Source organism: Longispora fulva, from assembly GCF_015751905.1.
GTDB lineage: Bacteria > Actinomycetota > Actinomycetes > Mycobacteriales > Micromonosporaceae > Longispora > Longispora fulva.
Genome location: NZ_JADOUF010000001.1, coordinates 1,234,055 through 1,254,779, shown reverse-complemented (window position 1 = coordinate 1,254,779; position 20,725 = coordinate 1,234,055). Strand labels below are relative to the sequence as shown.

The window sequence follows — 20,725 nt, the reverse complement described above, 5'->3', positions numbered from 1 at the left end:
ATCCGGGCGGAAGTACACACAACGCCCGGGCCGTCAAGGGGCGTCAGCACCTCGTAATGTGGGCGCGGCGTCCTCGGTTCGTAAGGTCTCGGCGCTGGTCACGGCCGTACGGTCTCCCCATGGTGGATGTGATCCTGCCCTGTCTCAACGAGGCCGAGGCTCTCCCGTGGGTACTGTCCCGGCTGCCCGCCGGCTATCGCGCGATCGTCGCCGACAACGGCTCGACGGACGGCTCGGCGCTGATCGCCGCGGAGTACGGCGCGCGGGTCGTCACCGTGCCCCGGCGCGGCTTCGGGGCCGCCGCGCACGCCGGACTGGAGGCGTCGTCCGCCGACGTGGTGTGCTTCCTGGACGCCGACGCGACCCTCGACCCGCGCCAACTGCCCAGGGTGGTCAACCCGGTCCTCGCCGGCACCTCGGACCTCGTGCTCGGGCGGCGTCGCCCGGTCAGCGCCGCGGCGTGGCCCCTGCACGCGCGGTGGGGCAACGCCGTGCTGGCGCACCGGTTGCGGCGGCGGTGCGGCGTGTCCCTGCGCGATCTCGGGCCGATGCGCGCGGCCCGGCGGGTCGACCTGCTCGGGCTGGGCCTCGCTGACCGCCGGTTCGGGTACCCCCTGGAGATGGTCGTCGCGGCGGCCACGGCCGGCTGGCGGGTCGAGGAGATCGACGTCGACTACCTGCCCCGCGCCGAGGGCAGCCGGTCCAAGGTCACCGGCACCTGGCTCGGCACGGTGCGCGCCGTGCGGGACATGAGCCGGGTGCTGTCCGGGTGAGGATCACTGTCGTCGCCAAACAGCCCGTGCCCGGCAGGGTCAAAACCCGACTCTGTCCACCGTGTACGCCGCGGCAGGCCGCCGACCTGGCCGCCGCCGCGCTGCGCGACACCCTCGACGCGGTCCGCCACCTCGGGGTGTCGCGCACCCTGCTCCGCGACGGGCTCCTGGAGGCCGAAGGGTTCGACACCGTCGACCAGTGCGGCGACGGGCTGGCCGCCCGGCTCGCGCACGGGTTCGCCGCGATGGACGGGCCGACCCTGCTGATCGGGATGGACACCCCGCAGGTCACCGCCGACCTCCTCGGGGCGGCGTGCGCGTGGCTGGGGCAGGCCGACGCGGTGCTCGGCCGCGCCGAGGACGGCGGCTGGTGGGCCCTCGGGCTGCGCGACCCGGCGTACGGCGCGCTGCTGCGGGACGTGCCGATGTCCACGCCCGACACCGGGGAGCTGACCGCGCGGGCGCTGCGGGCCGCCGGACTGCGGGTACTCCCCCTGCCGGTGCTCCGCGACGTGGACACGATGGCTGACGCGCACGCGGTCGCGGCCCTGGCCCCGGACACCCGCTTCGCCCACGCGGTCGCCGCGCTCGCGCTCCCGGCCGGCGCGCCCGGCGGCCCGGCCGGCGACACCGACGCCTCGGCCCCGACCCTGCGGCGGGGTGCGGCGTGACGACGGCGTTGGAGCTCTACGACGCGGCGCTCGACGCGGACGCCCGCCTGGACTACGTGCTGGCCGGCGAGGTCCTGCAGGCCGGGCTGGCCAGGTGGACGAGCGCGTCCACGCCCGGGGACGGCGGGATGCTCGACCGGTGCGGCGCGCCGACCCTCGACATCGGGTGCGGGCCGGGCCGGCTGGTCGCGGCGCTCGCCGGGCGCGGGGTGTCCGCGCTCGGCCTGGACATCTCTCCCGTCGCCGTCCGGCTCACCCGGGCCCGGGGCGGCCGGGCGGTGCGCGGCGACGTGTTCCGCCGGGTGCCGCGCGAGGGGCGGTGGGCCACGGCCCTGCTCGCCGACGGGAACATCGGGATCGGCGGGGATCCGGTGCGGCTGCTCGCCCGGTGCCGGGAACTGCTGGCTCCCGGCGGGGCCGTGGTCGTGGAACTGGAGACGCCCGGCGTGGCCACGGCGGTGGCCGAGCTGCGGTTGCGGGTGGACGCGCGGGTGAGCGCGCCGTTCCCGTGGGCGTTCGTGTCGTTCGCCGACGTGCCGGGGCTGGCGTACCGGGCCGGCCTGGGGATCACGGAGGCGTGGACGGAGGCTGGCCGCTGGTTCGCGGCCCTGAACCGCGACTCCGGCACCTGACGGGGACACCGCGGAACGGAGGGGCCCGGACGGCCGGCGCTGCCGGGTCGGGCCTCTCCGTAACCCTCAAAGGATCTTCAGGACGCCGGGCGGTAGGGCGGGGCCACGCCCCAGCCCCAGTGCGGCATCGGCGCGTGCAGCGGGGGCCGCGCGCCCGGCTGGGAGTTGGCCAGCGCGAGCCGGGTGCCCCACTCCACATAGCTCACGAACGCCGCGCGGAACTCCGGGTCCGCCGGCAGCTCGACCTCGTCGGCGGCGTCGAGGAGCAGGTTGATCCAGCGGCGGCGCTGCGGTTCCGTGATGGACTTGCCGACGTGCTGGCCGACCATGTGATGGTAGCCGCCGCGCTCGGTGGAGTAGCGGTTTGGGCCGCCGAAGACCTCCGCGAGCCACAGTGCGACGTGCGCCGGGTGCTCCGGGTCCATCCCGGCGAACAGCGGGCCGACCACGTCGTCGGCGAGCACCTTCGCGTAGAAGGCGACCGTGAGCCGGTCGAAGGCCTCGGCGCCGCCGGCCCAGTCGTAGAGGGTCGGGACGGCCGAGCCCGCGCCGACGACCGGGGTGCGTCGGTAGTGCCGCATCTCCTCGATCGCGTTGACGTAGGGCGTGATCTCGGCGAGGAATCCCGGGAAGTGGGGGCCGCCCCGGAAGCCCTCCAGGTGAGCCTTCTGCGAGGTCCAGGTGATGCGCAGGATGTAGGCGCCCGGGTCCTCCGCGCACCCGGCGAGTTCGAAGTCGACGCACTCGGGGGCCGCGGCCAGTGGGACGGCCGCGCGCGCGTACGCCGCCTCGAAGGCCTCGCGGTCGGGTTCGGCGATCCGGTACCGGATGTATTCGATGATCATGGAACTCCGTCTGTACACAGTGTTTTCAATGTAAGTCTGTAACTATGTAACACACGGAACGGGCCGCCGCCAACCCTGGATATGATCTTGGCATGTCGAACACCGTCACCGTCCTCGCGCGGCTGCGTGCCCAGCCCGGCCAGGAGGCCCCGATGCGGGCCCAGGCCCAGTCGATGATCGCGCCCACGCTCGCCGAACCGGGCTGCCTGTCGTACCGGACCTATGTGGATCCCGAGGATCCCGGATCGTGGATCGTCGTCGAGGAGTGGGCGGACCGGGGCGCGTTCGAGGCGCACCTCGCGAGCCCGCACCTGGCGGAGGCCCTCGCTCGGGGCGCGGAACTCCTGGCCGGACCGCCCAGCGTGCGGATCCTGACGGCGGGCTAGTCCGGCACCCCGGGACCACCCCGGATTCCGGGGCCCCGAAAGGCTTTCCGGATCCCGAGGGCCGCCGCCCGCGACGGGGGGCGCGGACGGCGGCTGCCCGGGATTCGACGCCGGGGTCGCTCCGGATGGGACCCCGGCTACACAACGTCAAAGTTCGCCAAACTCGTGACTTTCAATGACGCCCGGCCACCCCTCGCTGTCCGGCCGCCGAGGCCGCGACCGTGCGCCGCGGAGAGTGCCGGCGCGGACCGGTCATGACACGGGTACCGGCTCGGCGGTCACCCGGGCCGCCTCCAGCGTCCGCACCCCGCGCACGACCAGCATCCCGGCGGTGGCCAGCAGCACGACGGCCGCGCACCCGACGAGGGTCGGCCCGACCCCGATCAGCTTGCTGACCGGGCCGGCGGCCATCTGGCCGATCGGGATCGCGACGAAGGAGCCGAGCATGTCGTAGGAGTACACCCGGGCGAGCAGGTCGGGGGGCACCTCCTGCTGCATCGACGTCTCCCACGCCACGGAGAACTGTTCGACACAGATCCCCGAGAGGAAGCCGGCGGCGGCCAGGGCCGGTAGGTTCGGCGCGAACGCCAGCGCGAGGGGCAGCAGGCACAACGCGCCGACGCTGACGACGCCGAGCCGCAGCAGCCGGCGCACCCGCAGCCGCATCGCCAGCAGCGCGCCGAGCACCATGCCGAACGTCTGCGCGCCGAGGACCGCGCCCCAGCCGCCGGCCCCGATGGTCGCCTTCGCGATCCCGGGGCCCAGCACGGTCCCGGCGGCCACGACGGCGGCGTTGAGGAACATGAAGCCGAGCACGACGGCCCACAACCAGGTCCGCGACGAGAACTCCCGCCAGCCGGTCCGCAGGTCGTGCAGGATGCTGTCGCGTGTGCCGCCCCGGGCCACCGACGGCACCCGGAGCAGGGCGAACAGCACGCCGGAGATCAGGAACGACGCGGCGTCGACGACGAGGCCCCAGCCGGGACTGGTCGCGGCGATCAGCACGCCGCCGAGCGGAGCTCCCACGATCATGGCCCCGTTCGTGGCGAGCCGGCTGAACGCGTTGGCGGACTGGCGCTCCCCGTCGGGCACGGTCTGCGGCAGGATCGCCGCCGACGCCGGGTACGCGAACGCGCTGACCGTTCCGTTGACCGCGGCGAGCGCGACCAGGACCGGGACCGTGGCGTGTCCGGTGAGGAACAGCATGGCGATCGCGCCCTGGCTGAGCGCGCTGAGCGTGCTGGAGCCGATCAGGATCGCCGACCGGGGCAGCCGGTCGGCGAGCACCCCGCCGAACAGCAGGAACAGCACGTTCGCGACGGAGCGGGCCCCGACGACCAGGCCCAGATCGGTGACGGAGCCGGTGAGGTCGAGGACGGCGAACGCGAGCGCGACCGGCGCGACGGCGCCGCCGAGGGTGTTGGTGAACCGGCCGGCGAGGAGCAGCCGGAACTTCGGGTACCGCAGAGGGGTGGCCACGACTGCGCTCCGTGATCTCGAAGGGTGCCCGTGGCCGGTGCCGGCTGCGGCCACCCGGCGTTGGCGTGCCGATTGTGTCCCCGGCGGCAAGGGCCGTCAAAGGGTTTTCCCTCGTGTTCCCTGACGGTCCGTCATCGTCACCGTACGTATGGAATGACAAGCTTCTTTATTGATTAACACGTATTGACCGCTTGAAAGACGCATGTCTACTGTTCGACACACGCCACCACTGGGCGGGGTGTCACATATCCCAGGCCCCTGACCAGCGGCTATCACCCCTCCGCGTCCCCTGGCCCTGGCTGTGCCGTGGACGCTTCCGAGAAAGGACATCTCGATGCGAGACTCCTCCGCCCGACGACGTGCGGCCGGTCTGCTGGCCAGCGGCCTCGTGGCGCTCGCCGTGGTCACGGCGCTGCCGACCGGCGCGTCGGCCGAGCCCGCCCCGTCCCCCGGGGCCACCGTCGGCTCCGGATCGACCGGCTGGGACCCGTGGCCGTGGCCGAACTGGCCCTGGCCGACCGCGGACCCCACGCCCAGCCAGACGCCGAGCCAGACGGCCACCCCCCGGCCGAGTCAGAGCGCCACGCCGAAGCCCTCCACCTCCCCGACCGCGAACCCGGGTGGGAACTCCAAGTTGCAGTTCTCGGAGCTGGTGCAGGAACAGAACCAGTGGTGCTGGGCCGCCACCGGCCTGTCGATCGCGCAGTACCTGGGCAAGGGCGCGAACGTGTCCCAGAACCAGTTCTGCCTGTACGGGCGCGGCCAGGCCTCCGGCACCTGCCCCAACCAGCCGGCCGAACTGTCGGTCGTCCAGCAGGGCCTGAGCCGGCTCGGCGTGTCCTCGGGCACCGAGGTCGACGGGTCGATCAGCTTCGCGCAGGTCAAGACCGAGATCAACGGCAACCGCCCGATCGAGACCGGGGTGTACTGGACCGCCGGCGGCGGCCACGCCCGCGTCATCTACGGCTACGACACCGCGAACAGCTCGATCTTCTTCAGCGACCCGTGGGGCTCCAGCCAGCGCTACCAGGAGATGACCTATAACTCCTACGTCTCCAACTCCGAGTTCCGTTGGGGCGGCTCCGTCTACCAGATCGGCGCGTGATGGCCGCCCGCAAGCTCCTGATCGGGGCCGGGCTGCTGGCCGCCGGCTCGGCTGCCGGGGTGTTCGTGGCCCTCGGGGGTCACCACGCACCGCCACCGCCGGTGGCGTCCTCGGCCGCCGTGGAGCTCGCGGCCGCCGAGCGGGCCGCGACGAGCGACAAGGCCGCCGAGGTCGCCTCCCGGTTCTTCGTGCACGTCGACCAGCGCACGGACGGCAAGCCGGTCACCGCCGCGCAGGACAACATCGACGCGGAGGCTGCGGCGAAGGCTCCGCAGGTCGTCGGGCAACCCGTGCCGGTGTACTCGCTGAACCCCGACTTCGTCACCCAGGGCGTCACAGCCCCGGTCGGCCGGCTGGTGTACCTGGCGGTGGAGACCCGTTCGGCGACCGGCCAGCAGGCGACCCTGCAGCTCGTGAAGAACGGCGACAAGTACGACGTGCGCGGCGTCGGCGACGGGGTCGAGGAACTCAGCTACATCAAGGCCGGCGAGGGTTCGCCGGTGTTCCTCGAGCCGCAGCGACACGCGTACTACAAGGTCACCGACGGGCGGGTGCTGCCGCTCAACGCGTCCGCGCGGGAGGCCGTCGGCGAGGGGCTGTCCCTGGCCGACTACCAGAAGCAGGTACACGACCGCTACGCCGACCGGTTGAACGACCACAAGCTCGGCTAGCCGCGAATCCGCAGGGCCCCGGGGAGTGGTCCCCCCGGGGCCCTGCGGCACGCCCCCGGCGTCTCACGCCTCCGGGTAGTCCTCCGCGCGCGACCACAGCGCCTCGAACGCCTCCACCAGGCAGAACCCCAGCGCCGGGTGCTCGATCATGATCGAGGTGCTCGACGCGTACCCGGCAACCGGGTCCAGCAGTGACATCAGCACCTGCGCGCCGTCGACCACGCACAGTTTCATCGGCACCTCGTCGAGCACCCGGGCCCGCTCCCCCGCCGCCATGAACCGGTGCGCGTTGGCCACGTTCGCCGGGTCGGCCAGGGACGCGCGCTCGTACACGCACCGGGCCTCGCCGCCGGCGGCCACGAGCCGGCGGATGTCGTCCACGCCGGGCGGGTTGGTGCCTGTCACGTACGGGAGCTTGGCCAGAGTCAGGATCTGGCGGCGGGCGCTGGCCTGCAACCCCGCGAACCGCTCCACCACGGCCGAGGGGTCGCGGACCACCTCCACGTAGTCGAGCGGGTCGGTCTGCTCCGCGCCGGAGGACCACACCTTGCCCAGTTCTTGGCCCAACTGGTGCGCCTGGTGTTCGAGCCGGGACAGGGACGCGCGGTGCGCGGACACCAGGTGCTCCAGGGCGACGACCGGGTCGATCGCCGAGTAGTGCGCGGTCTGCCCGGGACGCAACCGGACCAGGCCCCGGTCGGCCAGGCTCTCCAGCACGTCGTAGATCCGCTGCCGGGGGATGCCGGCCTCGCGGGCCGCCTCGGTGGGCGTGAAGCGGTCCCGGCGGACCAGGGCGAGGTAGACCCGGGCCTCGTACCGGGTCAGACCCAGTGTGAGCAGCTCGTTCAGCCCCAGCTCGTCCGCCATGCCGGCAGCCTACCGAGTGATCGGCCGACGGTGGCGAAAGGCCGGCGCGCCCGGTCGGGACCGTAGCGGGCCGGCCGCCTTGTGGGCGGCCGGCCCGGTAAGGAATGTGCCGGCTTCGCTCTCACCACAACGGGAGGACGAACCCCTGTGCCCCCGGGGCGTCGGCCGGGAGTGCGGGGTGGGTGACCCGGGCCGGCGGGGTGCCGTCCGTCGACCACTGCCACAACCGGCCGGCGCTGTCCCTGGCGACCATGTGCGTCGGGTCCAGCCACGCTCCGGGCCGCTCGGCCGCCCAGGTCGCCATGAGCACGGGCTGGTCGAACACCGTGTTCAGGTCCACCAGGCCGACGCGGGGCCGGCCGGTCGCCGGATCGGCGGCCGGCAGTGCCAGCCAACGGCCGTCCGGTGAGACCCGGCCGGCGTTGTCCAGGCCGGGAGTGACGCCGCACGCCGTCCGGGTCGCCCGCAGGTCCCTCTTCGGGTCGAGGACGCCCAGGCAGACCTGTTTGCCCTCCGGGCCGGCCACCGTCCCGATCAGGTCGGTGCCGCCCGGCACCTGGCCGTAGATCCCCCGGACATGGCCGGTCCGGTCCCAGGTCGGCCGGTAGTCGCCCTGGTCGGGCAGCCAGACGTCGAACTCCGCGACGCCGCTGCCCGAGCCCCGGCCCAGGATCACGGCGGTGCCGGTGTACAGCCACGGACCGCCGCGCGGATCGGCCACCGGCGTCGACCGGCCCGCGGTGACCCGGTCCCCGGCGAGGACACCGACGGTCATCCGGCCGGCGGTGCGCCAGGCGAGCCGGGCGCCGTCCGGGGCCACGGCGATCCGGCTGGTCGCGTGTTCGATCAGGACCCTGGTCGAGTGGTCCGGCCGGACGAGGACGAATGTGTACTGCGAGGCCGCCACGTCGAACGTGGTCACGAGCCACGACCCGGCCGTCGTCTGGTACGCCGACTCGATGAAGCTGTCCGGCCGGCCGAGGTCGAGGTCGGTGCCGTCGGGGAAGTAGAGCCGGATGCCGGCGTACGCCGTGGCGCCCGTGGGCCGCGGGGCCGGGGTCGGGCTCTGGCTCGTACCCGGCAGGGGGGCGGAGTCGTGCCGGGGCACGGCCTGGGCGACGAATCCGACCGCGACGACGGCCACGGCGGCGGCGACGGTGGCCAGGACCGCGCGGCGCAGCCGCAGCCGGCGCGACGCCGCCCGGACCGTGGTCCGCACCGCCCCGAGGTCGATCTCCCCGCCGGGCATGTCGTCGGCGATGCCGTCGAGCTCCCTGCTCAGTCGGTCGTTCATCGCGCGTCCCCCTCGGAAGTGATCAGCTCGGCCAGCTCCGGCGCCGTGTCCCGCAGCCGGGCGAGCGCCTTGGACGCCGTGCTCTTGACCGTGCCCACGGCGCAGTCCAGGATCTGGGCGGTCTCCACCTCGGAGCGGTCCTCGAAGTACCGCAGGACGACGACCGCCAGCATCCGGGCCGGCAGCCGCAGCAGCGCGCGGTGCAGGGTGATCCGCAGCGCCGAACCGTCGGCGTGGTCGCCGCGGACGGCGGTGTCGGACAGCTCGCCGGGCAGCACCTCGGCGACCCGTCTCCGCCGCCACCAGCTGACCTGCAGGTTGTAGAGGATCTTGCGGGTGTACGCCTCGGCGTTCCCGCCGCTGTCCAGCCGCCGCCACGCCCCGTAGGTGCGGGCCAGCGCGTCCTGGACCAGGTCCTCCGCGAGGTGCCGGTCGCCGGTGAGCAGGTAGGCCGAGCGCAGCAGCGCCTGGTACCGGGTCCTCACGAACTCGTCGAAGCCGCCCCCGGGATCGGCGTCCCGGTCCCGGGACAACGTCGTCGATTCGGTCATCTGGGCTCCCGTGCCGGCCGTGCGGGTCGGCCGGTCCGGCCCGCTCCCTCCCAGACGCCGTCGCGGGGCGAAAAGGTTCCCCGCGACGCCACGACAGTGCGGACTACCGTCCGGGCCGCGGACCTCCCTCGTGCGGGCCGCGGTGGACGACGTACGGATCGTCCGGAGAGGATCAGGCAGTCAGCTCGGCGACCAGGCCGGTGAGCGGCACCTCGCGGGCCTCCGCCGCGACCGCCGCCGCCCGGTCACCGAGCGCCGCCCGGGCGGCGGCCAGGGTCCGGGTCCGCTCGTCGAGCTCGTCCGGCACGAACAGCGCCGACCCGAGCCGCGACCGCTCGCGGTCGGCGACCGTGAGCAGCCGCAGGCCCTCGGCCGGCCGGCCCTCGGCAGTCGCCAGCACGGCCAGCGCGTCGAGGATGTCGACGATCCCCTCGGCGATGTCGAGCTCCCGGTAGAGCGCCAGGCTCGTCATGTACAGCTCCCGGGACCGGGCCAGGTCACCGGACTGCCGGGCGGCGAAGCCCACGTTGCACAGCGTCGCGGCCTCCCCGCGCCGGTCGTCCAGCACCCGCCACACCCGGACCGCCTCCTCCAGGGCCGCCGTGGCGTCGGCGTGCCGGCCCAGGTTGCGCAACGCGAGCCCGATGTTGTTCAGCGCGGTGGCCCGCAGCTGTTCGTCCCCGAGCTTCACGGCGAGATCCCGGCTCTCCTCGCCGCACGCGAGCGCCGCGTCGAAGTCGCCCTGCCCGGTGGCCGTCACGCACAGGCTGTTGAGGGCCACGATGACCCCGACCGGCATGTCGATCGCCCGGTAGTTGGCGAGCAGGTCCTCGCCGAGCGCGCGGGCCTCGGCGAGATCGCCGTTGTTGCGGGCCAGCGACGCGGCCCCGCGCAGGGCGGCGCCCCGGTACCTGCCCGGCTCCGGGCCGAGTGCCACGAGCGCGCGGTGCAGCCAGTCGCGGCCCTCGGACATCAGGCCGCGGGCCCACCAGTACCACCACAGGGGTGCCGCGATCCGCACCGCGGACTCCGGGTCGGCGCCCTCGCCGAGGCACCAGTTCAGGGCGGTGCGGAGGTTGGCCTCCTCGCTGTCGAGCCGGTGGGTCAGGTCCGCGTGGTCGGCGCCGCCGTACGCGGCCGTGGCGGCGGCCAGGTCCACGTACCAGGCCGCGTGCCGGCGGCGGGTCGCGTCGGACTCCCCGGCGTCGACGAGCCGCCCGGTGGCGTACTCGTGCACGAGTTCGAGCATCCGATACCGGGTGCCGTCGGGCCGGACCTCCGCGGTGAGCACCGACCGGTCCACGAGCCGGTCGAGGACCTCGACGCCGTGGCCGGTGACCTGTTCGGCGGCGTCCACGCGGCAGCCGTCGGCGAACGCCGCCAGCGCCCGCGCCGCCGCCTGCTCCTCGGGGCCGAGCAGCTGGTAGGACCAGTCGATCGCGGCCCGCATGGTGCGGTGCCGGTCGGGGGTGGTCCGCGCGCGCCGGTCGGCCAGGTCGAGCCGGCGGCCGAGCCGGTCGGCGACCTCGGCCAGCGACAGGGTGCGCAGCTGGGCCGCCGCCAGCTCGATGGCGAGCGGCAGGCCGTCCAGCCGGCGGCACAACCGGCCGGCCGTGCCGACGTCGTCGCCGGCCAGGGCGAAGTCCGGCCGGGCGGACCCGGCCCGGTCGACGAGCAGCCGGACCGCCCCGGTGCGCACGGCCACCTGGTCGGGGTCGCCGTCGGCGGGAGTGCCCAGGCCGGCCAGGGGCCAGACCGCCTCGCCTGGCACGCCGAGCGGCTCGCGGCTGGTGGCGACGATCCGGACGCCCGGACAGCGGTCGAGCAGGGCCGCGGACACGGTCGCGACGGCGTCGAGGAGGTGTTCACAGTTGTCGAGGACGAACAGGACGCTGGTATCGGCCAGGTGCGCGGCGAGGCGGTCCAGGAGCGGCTCGCCGGCCGCCTCCCGGACCCCGACGGCGGCGGCGACCCGGTCGGTGACCGGACTTCCAGGGGAGGCCGCGAACCGGTCGGAGACCCGGCTGGACACGGGAGCCGGACCGGTGGCTGCCGGGGGCGGGGCCTGGGTGGCGGCGAGTTCCACCACGTGCGCCCCGTCGGGGTGCCCGGGCGCGGCGCCCCGGGCCAGTTCCAGGGCGAGCCGGGTCTTGCCGGCCCCGCCCGGTCCGGTCAGGGTCAGCAGCCGCACCTCGCGCAGCTGCCCGGACAGCGCGCGCAACTCGTCCTCCCGGCCGACGAACCGGCTGGCCGGGGTCGGGATGGTCGACGGCGGCATGAGGGTCGGGTCGGACCGGTCGACGGCCCGGGCCAGGGCGGCGATCCCGGCACCCGGCTCCGCCTGTCGGCCGGCGTCGAGCGCCCGGCGGTGCGCCTCGTACGCCGCCCGGGCGTCGGCCGTCCGGCCGCCCCGGTGCAGGGCCAGCAGGTGCAGGCCCGCGAGGCGTTCCCTGGTCGGGTGGTCGCCGGCGAGCCGGGCGAGGTCGGCGAGGACGTCGTCGTGCCGGCCGAGGGTGAGCTGGGCCTCCAGGTGGTCCTCCTGGGCGAACAGCCGCAGCTCCGCCAGGCGCAGCCGGGCCTCGGCGACGTCCGGGGTGTCCGGGGAGTCCTCGAACGGCGCGCCCCGCCACAGGGCGAGCGCCGCGGCCAGTTCCCCGGCCGCCGCGGCGGGTCGGGCGGCCAGGTCCCGGCGGGCGGCAGCGGCCCGCTCCTCGAAGCACAGGGCGTCCACCTCGTCGGGCGGGGCGGCCAGCAGGTAGCCCGGCGGGGTGGTGACGAGACGGTCGCCGAGCACCTTGCGCAGTGTGGAGGCGTGCACCTGCAACGCCGCCGGCGCGCTGGCCGGCGGGTCCTCGCCCCAGATCTGGTCGATCAGGTGCTCGGTGGACACCGCCCGTCCGGTGTGGACGAGCAGCACCGCCAGCAGCGCGCGGGGCCGGGGACCGCCGAGCGGCACCGGCCGCCCGGAGACCAGCACCTCGACGGGGCCGAGCACCCCGAACCTCATGTCCATACATCCCCCCAGGTACCTATGTAAGAGGATCGTATGGTGTTTTGTCCGTGAAGATCCAACCGCTGACCGGATGCCGACATCCGCCTTTGGCCGATCTTGACCGGGTGCGCCGACGCTGCCCTTGTCAGGTCACACCGACGAGGGGGAGGCGGACATGACGACACGACAGGACCGCGGCGCACGGACTTCCATCGACACGGCCCGGGGGGAGATCAGGTGAACCGGCCGGTGCGGCCGCCGGGCGGGCGCGTCGGCGTCGCCGGCCAGGTCCACATGCGGCAGATCCAGGCCCGGGTGGGGGCGGTGGCTGCGCCCCTCCCCAGGCAGGATGGGCGCATGACCTATGTCCTGTCGACGCCGGCGGCCATCCCGGCGGGCACCCTCGTCGCCGCCCCGCAACCCGTTCTCCCCGCCGGCGGCGACCTGGTGCTGCGGCCGTGGGACACCGCCGACGTCCCGGCGTTCCTCGCCGCCTACCGGGACCCGGCGATCCAGCGCTGGCACACCCACCATCCGGCGACCGAGGACCACGTCCGCGAGTGGTTCGACGGCTACCGCCGCGACTGGGCGCTGGAGAAGGCCGCGCACTGGGCCGTGACCCGCGACGGCGGGGAGGTGCTCGGCCGGCTCGCCATGCGCGGCATCAACCTCGACGACGGCAACGCCGGCTGCGCGTACTGGGTGGTCCCGGCCGCCCGCGGCGCCGGTGTGGCCACCCGGGCGCTCACCGCCGTGAGCACCTGGGCGATGGACCGGATCGGTTTCCACCGCCTGGCGCTGGACCACTCGACCCGCAACGAGGCGTCCTGCCGGGTCGCGACCAAGGCCGGCTACGTGCTGGAGGGCACCCAACGCAGCGCCGCCGTCCACGCCGACGGCCGGCACGACATGCACCTGCACGCCCGCGTCCGGTCGTCCTCCTGAGCACCAGACGACAAGAGGGTCAGCCAAGAAATTTGAGTCTACTAAAATTTTTGTGTACGCTCGGGGCATGACACAGCGCATCCTGATGGTTCTCACCTCCCACGACGCCCTCGGCGACAGCGGCATGCCGACCGGGTTCTGGCTCGAGGAACTCGTCGCCCCCCTGCACGCGTTCCGCACGGCCGGCCACGACGTCGAGCTCGCCTCCGTGCTGGGCGGCCGGCCGCCGCTCGACCCGGGCAGCGCCACGTACGACACGGCCGCCGTGCCCGACCTCGACGAGCTGCTCGCGACCACCGCCGCCCTGGACACCGTCGACCCGGCCCGCTACGCCGGGGTGTTCCTGGTCGGCGGACACGGCACGATGTGGGACTTCCCGCAGGACCCCCACCTGGCCCGGATCGTCACGGCCGTGCACGCCACCGGCGCGGTCGGCGCCGTGTGCCACGGGGTCGCCGGCCTGCTCGGCGCGACCGCCGGAGACGGCACCCCGCTGGTGCGCGACCGACGGGTCACCGGGTTCAGCGACGCGGAGGAGAGCATGGTCGGCGCCGACGCCGTGATCCCCTTCTGGTTGCAGCGCAGGCTCGCGGACCTGGGCGCCGACGTCGAGGTGGGCGCGCCGTTCACCGAGCACGTCCGGCGCGACGGCCGCCTGGTCACCGGGCAGAACCCGCAGTCGTCGGCCGCCACGGCCGCCGCGCTGGTCGAGGTGCTGGCCGGGGTCCGGTGACCGCCGAACCGGCGGCGTTGGCGGCTCTGCCATTGCGGGAACGCAAGCGCGCCCGGACCCGGGTCGGGCTGTGGACGGCGTTGCGGGAGCGGATCGAGCGGACCCCGTTCACGGACATCACGGTGCGGGAGCTGGCCGCCGCAGTGGAGATCTCCGAGCCCACGTTCTTCGCGCACTTCGGGTCGAAGACGGAGCTGCTGGCGTACCACATCTGCCTGTGGCGGATCGAGACGGTGCTCGCGTCGGCGTCGGCCCCCGACGGCGCGGCGTTCCTGCGCCGGTTCTTCGACGCCACGGCGGCGTCCGTGCTCGCCGGGCCCCGGATGTGGTTCGAGATCACCGCGGAGGTCGCCCGTGGCGGCGGCGTGTGCGCGGTGCTGGACGTCGGGGCGGCCGAGCGGCTGCTGGTGTTCGGCACCCCGGCGGCCCTCGACGTCGAGATCACGCCGCAGGCCGAGCTGTTCGCCCGGCACCTGGCGGTGGCCGCGGCGCACGGGGAGCTCGCGGTGCCGGTGGACGCGGCCGTGACCGCACTTCTCGCCGGGTTCTACGGCGTTCCCCTCGCGCTGGGCGAGTCCCGCCTGACCGACCTGGGCCAGGCCTACGCCGCCCACCTGGACCAGGTGCTGACCTGACTCATGTGGTGGCCCGACCAGTGAATGGGGCACCGGGTCCGCCGCCTGACCGGCGGACCCGCCGCGCCGCCAGTCGACGGGGTGACCAGCGGCGCACGGATGGCCCAGCCCTGGCACCACCACGGGAAAACCTAGATCAACTCGCTGCACGCACGCTGTACGCCCGCTGTCAACCGTCGCGCCGGTGACAAGGCTCAATGGCCACGGCTCGGGCCGGCCAGTACGTTTCGCCGGTGGGGGAAGAGCTGAGTCGGATCAGGATCGGGCTGCTGGGACCGGTGGAGGTGTGGCACGCCGGCGCGTCGCTGCGGTTGGGGCCGCCGATGCAGCGGGTGGTGCTCGCCCTGCTGGCCGTCGACGCCGGCCGGGCCGTGCCCGTCGAGCGGCTCGTCGCGGCCCTCTGGGACGGCCAGCCGCCGGACCGCGCTGCCGGCCTCGTCCAGTCCTACGTGTCCCGGCTCCGGGTGGTGCTGCGGCCCGCCGGGCTCGCCGTCACCCACCGCCCAGGGGGGTACGTGCTGGACCTGGAACCCGGGGCCGTGGACCTGCACGCGTTCCGCGCACTGGCGGCCGGCTCCGGGACGGCCCCGCTCCGCGCCGCGCTGGACCTGTGGCGGGGCGAGCCGCTGGCCGGCCTGCCGGACACCGGCCCCGTGGAGCGGCTGCGTTCCGGCTGGGTCGACGAACGGATCGGCGTCCTCGAGGAGCGTCTCGACCGGGAACTGCTGGCCGGCCGGCACCGGGAGGCGCTCGGGCCGCTGGTGGCGCTCGCCGAGGAGTACCCGCTGCGGGAGCGGCCCCTGGCGCTGCTGCTCGTGGCGCTGCACCGGTCCGGCCGGCGCGCGGAGGCCCTGGCCCGGTACGACCGCGCCCGCCGCCTCCTCGCCGACGAACTCGGCCTGGACCCCGGCCCGGCCCTCGCGGAACTGCGGGCCCGGCTCCTGCGCGACGATCCCGATCTGACGCCGGCGGCCACCGACCCGGCCGGAGACGGCCCGCCGCGCATGTTGCCGCACAACGTCCCCGACCTCCCCGGGCGGGCCGCGGAGGTCGCGCGGCTGGTGGCGCTCGCCGACCGCACGTCCTCGGCGGTGGTGATCGCGGCGATCGACGGGCCGGCCGGGGTGGGCAAGACCGCCCTCGCCGTACGGGCCGCGCACGCCCTGGCCGACCGGTTCCCCGACGGCCAGATCTTCTGCGACCTGCGCGGCAGCGCCCCGGTGACGGACCCGGGCGCGGCGCTCCACGCTGGCGCGGCACTCCACGCGCTGTTGCGGTCCGTCGGGGTGCCCGGGCACCGGATCCCCGCCGACGTCGACGAACGGGCCGCGCTGTGGCGGACCGAGCTGGCCGGACAGCGGGTGCTGGTGGTGCTCGACGACGCGGCCGACGCGGCCCAGGTCAGGCCACTGGTGCCGGGGACCCCGGGGTCGTTGGTCCTGGTCACGAGCCGACGGCGGCTGGCGACCCTGGACGGCGCCGTGGCCGTCTCTCTCACCGGGACATAGCGTCGGGTCTCTTCCCCGCCCGTCGGACCGCCGCGCGCCGGGTCGGTCGCCACCGTAACCGGAAAAGGATTGTGATCTTCCGGGTTCTTACCGGACGGTGACGGACCGCCCGGAACCGGCCCGCGCGGGGTCCGGCGTGCCCCAGGATGGGGGGCATGTATGACGACCTGAGTGCCCTGTTCATCAACTGCACGCTCAAGCGTTCCCCCGAGCTGAGCCACACCGGCGGACTGGTCGCGATCAGCCGCTCGATCATGGAGGCCCAGGGCGTGGCCGTGTCCGAGATCCGGGCCGTGGATCACGACATCGCCACCGGCGTCTGGCCCGACATGACCGAGCACGGCTGGGCGACCGACGAGTGGCCGGCGCTGTACGAGCGGGTGATGGCCGCCGACATCCTCGTGATCGCCGGCCCGATCTGGCTGGGCGACAACAGTTCCGTGACCAAGCGGGTGATCGAGCGGCTGTACGCGTGCTCCAGCCTCCTCAACGACGCCGGCCAGTACGCCTACTACGGCCGGGTCGGCGGCTGCCTGATCACCGGCAACGAGGACGGGGTCAAGCACTGCGCGATGAACGTGCTCTACAGCCTGCAGCACCTGGGCTACAGCGTCCCCCCGCAGGCCGACGCGGGCTGGATCGGCGAGGCCGGCCCCGGACCGTCCTATCTGGACCCCGGCTCCGGCGGCCCGCAGAACGACTTCACGAACCGGAACACGACGTTCATGACGTGGAACCTGCTGCACCTGGCGCGGATGCTCAAGGACGCCGGAGGCTTCCCCGCACACGGCAACCAGCGCTCGGCCTGGGACGCCGGGGCCCGGTTCGACTTCCCGAACCCGGAGTACCGCTGACCGCACGGAAGGCGGGTTTTCCAAGACCGGGATCACACAAAATGTCAGGGTGGCGTCAGGAGACCGAGCGCGGTCTCGCAGGACCTGACGAAAGGACGGACCCATGCAACGTCACCTCGCCAGTACACTCACGGCTCTCATGATCGTGTCGTCCGCGGTCGCCCTGGCCTCACCGGCCGGCGCGGAACCCGCCGAGCCGACCATCCAGTCCATCACCGCCACCTGCGTCGACGGCACCCGGATCCGCCTCGCGCCCGAGACCGGCGCCGTCCTCGGGCTGTGCTACGCCGCCCACGCCGTGCGCGCGCACTGCCGACCCAGCACCACCGGTGGCTACTGGGTGCGGATCACCGACACCACCACGGGCGTCGAGGGCTGGGTGAGCGGGAACCTGATCAGGGCCATCGGCTGGGAGACGCTCCCGTACTGCTAGGTCCGCCGTGCCGTCGCCGGGCGCCCCCGCCCGGCGACGGTCCCTTTTCAGATTCCGGTCACTGTGCGTATTGTGTGGGCTTGGGCGAGACGAGGGGATCCCGGTGGAGTTTCGCATCCTGGGTCCGCTGGAGATCCGGGCGGACGACGGCACGGTGCGCCGACCGGCGCGCCGCCGGCAACGCCTCCTCCTCGCGATCCTGCTCACCCGGCCCAACCAGCCGGTGTCGGCCGCGCGGCTCGTGGACGAGCTGTGGGCCGGTGACCCGCCCGACTCCGCGACGGCCAACCTACAGTCCTACGTGTCCGACCTGCGCCGGCTCCTCGGCCGCGACCGGCTGCCGCACCGCAACGGCGGCTACCTGCTGCGGGTCGACGACGCCGAGCTCGACACGCACACGTTCACGGCCCTGCACGCCCGGGGCCGCGAGGCCCTCGACCGGGGCGGGCACGCCGAGGCCGCCGCGCACCTGACCGCCGCGCTGGACCTGTGGCGCGGCGACGTCCTGGAGGACCTGCCGGACCTGGCCTGGCCGGAGGCCGGTCGGTGGGCCGACCTGCGCCAGGTCGCCGCCGAGGACGCGATGGCCGCCCAGCTAGGCCTCGGCCGGCACGACGAGGCGGCCGCCGAGCTGCGGATCCTCACCCGCCGGCACCCGCAGCGCGAACGGCTGTGGAACCTGCTGATGCTCGCCCTGTACCGCTCGGGCCGCCAGACCGAGGCCCTGGCCGCCTACCGGGAGTTCTACCGGCTGATCACCGCGGAGTTCGGGGTCGAGCCGGGGGCCGACCTACGCAGGCTGCACGCCCGTATCCTGGCCACCGACCCCGACCTGGACGTGCCGGCACCCCCGGGCGCGCCCCGGCCCCGGCAGTTGCCCGCGTCCGCCTCGGCGTTCACGGGCCGCGACGAGCACCTGGCCACCCTCGACGCGCTCCCCCGCGATGTCACGGTCGCCGCCATCGTCGGCGGCGGCGGGGTCGGCAAAACCACCCTTTCCGTGTACTGGGCCCAGCGCGCCGCCGACCGTTTCCCCGACGGCCAGCTCCACGTCGACCTGCGCGGCCACGCCCCGCCCCCGGCCCGCCCGCTCCGGCCCGCCGAGGCCCTGGCAGGCTTCCTCCGCGCGCTCGGGGTGCCCGCCGAGCGGGTGCCGACCGACCTGGACGAGGCCGCCAGCCTGTACCGGTCGCTGCTGGCCGGCCGCCGGGTCCTCGTCCTCCTCGACAACGCCGCCAGCGCCGAACAGGTCCGCCCCCTGCTGCCGGGCGGAGCGGACGGCCTGACCCTGGTCACGAGCCGGGACCGGCTGTCGGGGCTGGTCGCCGTGGACGGCGCGCACCGGCTGACCCTCGGCGCGCTCACCCCCGCAGAGGCACGCGCCCTGCTCGCCCGGGTGCTCGGCGCGGACCGGCTCGCCGCCGAGCCGGCCGAGACCGACGCGCTGGTCCGGCTGTGCGGGGCGCTGCCGCTCGCGCTGCGGGTCGCCGCCGCCGTGCTCGCCGACCACCCGGAACGGACCCTGGCCGGGTACGTCGCCGAGCTGTCCGGCGGCCGGCTCGACGCGCTGGAGATCAGCGGGGACGGACAGGCCGCGGCACGGGCGACGTTCGACCTGTCGTACGCGCGGCTCGGGCCGGACGCCCGGCGGCTGTTCCGGCTGATCGGCCTGGCCCCGGGTACCGACATCAGCGTCGCCTCGGCCGCCGCTGTCGCGGGGGTCGGGGTCGGGGAGGCCGGCCGGTTGCTCGACCAGCTCGCGGCGGCGCATCTGATGAGCGTCGGCGGGGAGCGTTTCGGGTGCCATGACCTGTTGCGGCTGTACGCCGTGGAGCGCGCCGAGGGCGAGGACTCCCCCGCCGAGCGGGCCGCCGCCCTGGACCGGCTCACCCGGCACTACCTGGGCACGGCGGACGCGGCGGCCCGGTTGCTGTACCCGAACAAGGTCCGACTGCCCTACGAGCCCGCCGCGGGCGTCCCGGCCTGGCCGCCGGGGTCCGCGCCCGCCGACCGGGAGGAGGCCGGCGCCTGGTTGGAGGCCGAGCTGGCCAACCTGGTCGCGATGGTCACCGACGCCGCCGACCGGGGCGCGCACGCCGACGCGGCCCTGCTGGCCGACGCCCTGCGCGGCTGGTTCTCCACCCGGCCGCACCCGCTGGACTGGTTCACGGTCGCCGACGCCGGCCTGGCCGCCGCGAACAGCACCGGCGACCTGCGGGCCCAGGCCTCGGCGCACCTGAGCCTCGCCGCGGCGCACAGCTGCGTCGGCCGGCGCGACGAGTCCGAGCACCACCTCTCCGCCGCCGTGGAGCTGGCCGACAAGGCCGACTGGCCGGACCTGGCCGCCACGGCGCTGACCAGCCTCGGGGCCAGCCACGCGCTGCGGGGCGCCTGGCCGGCGGCGATCGACCTGTACCAGCGGGCACTGGCCCTGCACGAGTCGGTCGGCCGGCTGTCGGGCCAGGCCGCGAGCCTCACCGAGCTGGGCCTGGCCCACATGGAACTCGGCCGGCCGGAGCTCGCCGTCGAGTACCAGCGCCGCGCCGTCGACCTGTTCCACCGGGCCGGGCTGCGCCCCGGGGTGGCGCACGCCCGCAACCGGCTCGGCATGACCTGCCACGCGCTCGGCCGGCTGTCCGCCGCCGTGGAGCACCTCACGGCGGCCCTCGACCTGGCCCGCGAGATCGGCGACCGGACGGCCGAGTGGGCGGTGCTGGACAGCGCGGCAATGGCCTACCTGGACCTGGGCGACACCGACCGGGCGACGGAGTACGCGCGGGCCGCCCTGGAACTCACCCCGCACGTCCCGCAGCAGGGCATCGCCGCGTACGTGCACAACACCGTCGCCGCAGTCGCGCTGCGGTGCCGCCGGCTCGACGAGGCCGCCGACGGGTACGCCACCGCGTTGCGCCTCGCACGGCAGAACGGCCACCGGCCGGCCGAGGGCGCGGCGCTCGTCGGGCAGAGCTCCGTGCACCTGGCCCGGGGCCACGCCGAGCAGGCCCGCGAGGACGCCCGCCGGGCCCTGGTGCTGGTCACCGGCGAGGAGGGCGGCGAGCTGGCCGCCCGGGCCGGGGTCGCGCTCGCCGCGGCCCTCGTCCGCCTGGGCCGGCACGCCGAGGCCGTCGGGCACGCCGGACGGGCCGCCGAGGCGCACCGGGCGGCGGGTTACCGGCTCGGGCACGCCCGGGCGCTGGTCGTCCTCGGACACGCCCGGGCGGGCGCCGACGGGGCGGAGGCGGCGGCGGAGTGCTGGCGGGAGGCGTACGCGATCCTGGCCGGGGCGGGGGCGACCCCGGAGGCCGCGGCGCTGAGTGAGTACCCCGGAATCGGCCCTTCGGCGTCCTGAGG

The 20,725-nt window shown here is 74.8% G+C and carries 19 protein-coding genes; 13 read left to right on the top strand and 6 right to left on the bottom strand.

Annotated features, from left to right (window positions below):
* Nucleotides 1–119: 119 nt before the first annotated feature.
* From IW245_RS05520 to IW245_RS05510, 3 genes are read left to right on the top strand one after another with little or no spacing between them, the layout of a single operon-like run.
* Nucleotides 120–773: a glycosyltransferase family 2 protein gene (locus IW245_RS05520; protein ID WP_197002116.1), complete on the top strand. Its 654-nt coding sequence runs from the start codon at nt 120–122 to the stop codon at nt 771–773.
* Nucleotides 770–1,444 carry a TIGR04282 family arsenosugar biosynthesis glycosyltransferase gene (locus IW245_RS05515; RefSeq protein ID WP_197002115.1) on the top strand — a complete coding sequence of 225 codons (675 nt, stop codon included), beginning with the start codon at nt 770–772 and terminating at the stop codon, nt 1,442–1,444. Before IW245_RS05520 ends, IW245_RS05515 begins: the two co-directional genes overlap by 4 nt.
* Nucleotides 1,441–2,076, top strand: a complete 636-nt coding sequence (locus IW245_RS05510) for a class I SAM-dependent methyltransferase (protein ID WP_233472645.1) — start codon at nt 1,441–1,443, stop codon at nt 2,074–2,076. The genes IW245_RS05515 and IW245_RS05510 overlap by 4 nt, the downstream gene beginning before the upstream one ends.
* Before the next feature lie 77 nt (nt 2,077–2,153).
* Here the strand turns inward: IW245_RS05510 and IW245_RS05505 are convergent, their stop codons facing one another.
* Nucleotides 2,154–2,921, bottom strand: a complete 768-nt coding sequence (locus IW245_RS05505) for a group II truncated hemoglobin (protein WP_197002114.1) — start codon at nt 2,919–2,921, stop codon at nt 2,154–2,156.
* A gap of 92 nt (nt 2,922–3,013) precedes the next feature.
* Here IW245_RS05505 and IW245_RS05500 point away from each other — a divergent pair, with 92 nt between their 5' ends.
* A complete protein-coding gene (locus IW245_RS05500; RefSeq protein ID WP_197002113.1) occupies nt 3,014–3,307 on the top strand; it encodes a putative quinol monooxygenase in 294 nt (97 codons plus the stop codon).
* A 252-nt stretch (nt 3,308–3,559) separates the two neighbouring features.
* Here the strand turns inward: IW245_RS05500 and IW245_RS05495 are convergent, their stop codons facing one another.
* A complete protein-coding gene (locus tag IW245_RS05495) occupies nt 3,560–4,786 on the bottom strand; it encodes an MFS transporter (protein ID WP_197002112.1) in 1,227 nt (408 codons plus the stop codon).
* A 334-nt stretch (nt 4,787–5,120) separates the two neighbouring features.
* Here IW245_RS05495 and IW245_RS05490 point away from each other — a divergent pair, with 334 nt between their 5' ends.
* Both IW245_RS05490 and IW245_RS05485 read left to right on the top strand, forming a co-directional pair.
* Nucleotides 5,121–5,891 (top strand): papain-like cysteine protease family protein, encoded by a 771-nt coding sequence (locus IW245_RS05490; protein WP_197002111.1) that lies wholly within the window; start codon nt 5,121–5,123, stop codon nt 5,889–5,891.
* Nucleotides 5,888–6,562: a hypothetical protein gene (locus IW245_RS05485; RefSeq protein ID WP_197002110.1), complete on the top strand. Its 675-nt coding sequence runs from the start codon at nt 5,888–5,890 to the stop codon at nt 6,560–6,562. Before IW245_RS05490 ends, IW245_RS05485 begins: the two co-directional genes overlap by 4 nt.
* 63 nt (nt 6,563–6,625) lie before the next feature.
* Here the strand turns inward: IW245_RS05485 and IW245_RS05480 are convergent, their stop codons facing one another.
* From IW245_RS05480 to IW245_RS05465, 4 genes are all read right to left on the bottom strand, one after another.
* A complete protein-coding gene (locus tag IW245_RS05480; RefSeq protein WP_197002109.1) occupies nt 6,626–7,429 on the bottom strand; it encodes a TrmB family transcriptional regulator in 804 nt (267 codons plus the stop codon).
* A 121-nt stretch (nt 7,430–7,550) separates the two neighbouring features.
* Entirely contained in the window at nt 7,551–8,723 is a 1,173-nt protein-coding gene (locus IW245_RS05475; RefSeq protein ID WP_197002108.1) for a hypothetical protein, read from the bottom strand.
* Nucleotides 8,720–9,274 carry a SigE family RNA polymerase sigma factor gene (locus IW245_RS05470; protein ID WP_197002107.1) on the bottom strand — a complete coding sequence of 185 codons (555 nt, stop codon included), beginning with the start codon at nt 9,272–9,274 and terminating at the stop codon, nt 8,720–8,722. Before IW245_RS05470 ends, IW245_RS05475 begins: the two co-directional genes overlap by 4 nt.
* A 172-nt stretch (nt 9,275–9,446) precedes the next feature.
* Nucleotides 9,447–12,287 (bottom strand): AfsR/SARP family transcriptional regulator, encoded by a 2,841-nt coding sequence (locus tag IW245_RS05465; RefSeq protein ID WP_197002106.1) that lies wholly within the window; start codon nt 12,285–12,287, stop codon nt 9,447–9,449.
* Nucleotides 12,288–12,623: 336 nt separating this feature from the next.
* On the opposite strand from IW245_RS05465, the gene IW245_RS05460 reads away from it, so the two are divergent.
* From IW245_RS05460 to IW245_RS05430, 7 genes are all read left to right on the top strand, one after another.
* Nucleotides 12,624–13,211, top strand: coding sequence for a GNAT family N-acetyltransferase (locus IW245_RS05460; protein WP_197002105.1), 588 nt, complete (start codon nt 12,624–12,626; stop codon nt 13,209–13,211).
* A gap of 67 nt (nt 13,212–13,278) precedes the next feature.
* Nucleotides 13,279–13,944: a type 1 glutamine amidotransferase domain-containing protein gene (locus IW245_RS05455; protein WP_197002104.1), complete on the top strand. Its 666-nt coding sequence runs from the start codon at nt 13,279–13,281 to the stop codon at nt 13,942–13,944.
* A complete protein-coding gene (locus IW245_RS05450; RefSeq protein WP_197002103.1) occupies nt 13,941–14,579 on the top strand; it encodes a TetR/AcrR family transcriptional regulator in 639 nt (212 codons plus the stop codon). The genes IW245_RS05455 and IW245_RS05450 overlap by 4 nt, the downstream gene beginning before the upstream one ends.
* A 233-nt stretch (nt 14,580–14,812) precedes the next feature.
* Complete coding sequence (locus IW245_RS05445; protein WP_197002102.1) at nt 14,813–16,087, top strand: AfsR/SARP family transcriptional regulator; 1,275 nt, start codon at nt 14,813–14,815, stop codon at nt 16,085–16,087.
* A gap of 155 nt (nt 16,088–16,242) precedes the next feature.
* Nucleotides 16,243–16,941, top strand: a complete 699-nt coding sequence (locus tag IW245_RS05440) for a flavodoxin family protein (RefSeq protein ID WP_231398677.1) — start codon at nt 16,243–16,245, stop codon at nt 16,939–16,941.
* Between the two features lie 139 nt (nt 16,942–17,080).
* Nucleotides 17,081–17,374 (top strand): SH3 domain-containing protein, encoded by a 294-nt coding sequence (locus tag IW245_RS05435; protein WP_197002100.1) that lies wholly within the window; start codon nt 17,081–17,083, stop codon nt 17,372–17,374.
* Nucleotides 17,375–17,477: 103 nt separating this feature from the next.
* The gene (locus tag IW245_RS05430; RefSeq protein WP_197002099.1) at nt 17,478–20,723 is read left to right on the top strand and encodes an AfsR/SARP family transcriptional regulator; all 3,246 of its coding nucleotides are present in this window, start codon (nt 17,478–17,480) and stop codon (nt 20,721–20,723) included.
* The last annotated feature ends 2 nt before the right edge of the window (nt 20,724–20,725 follow it).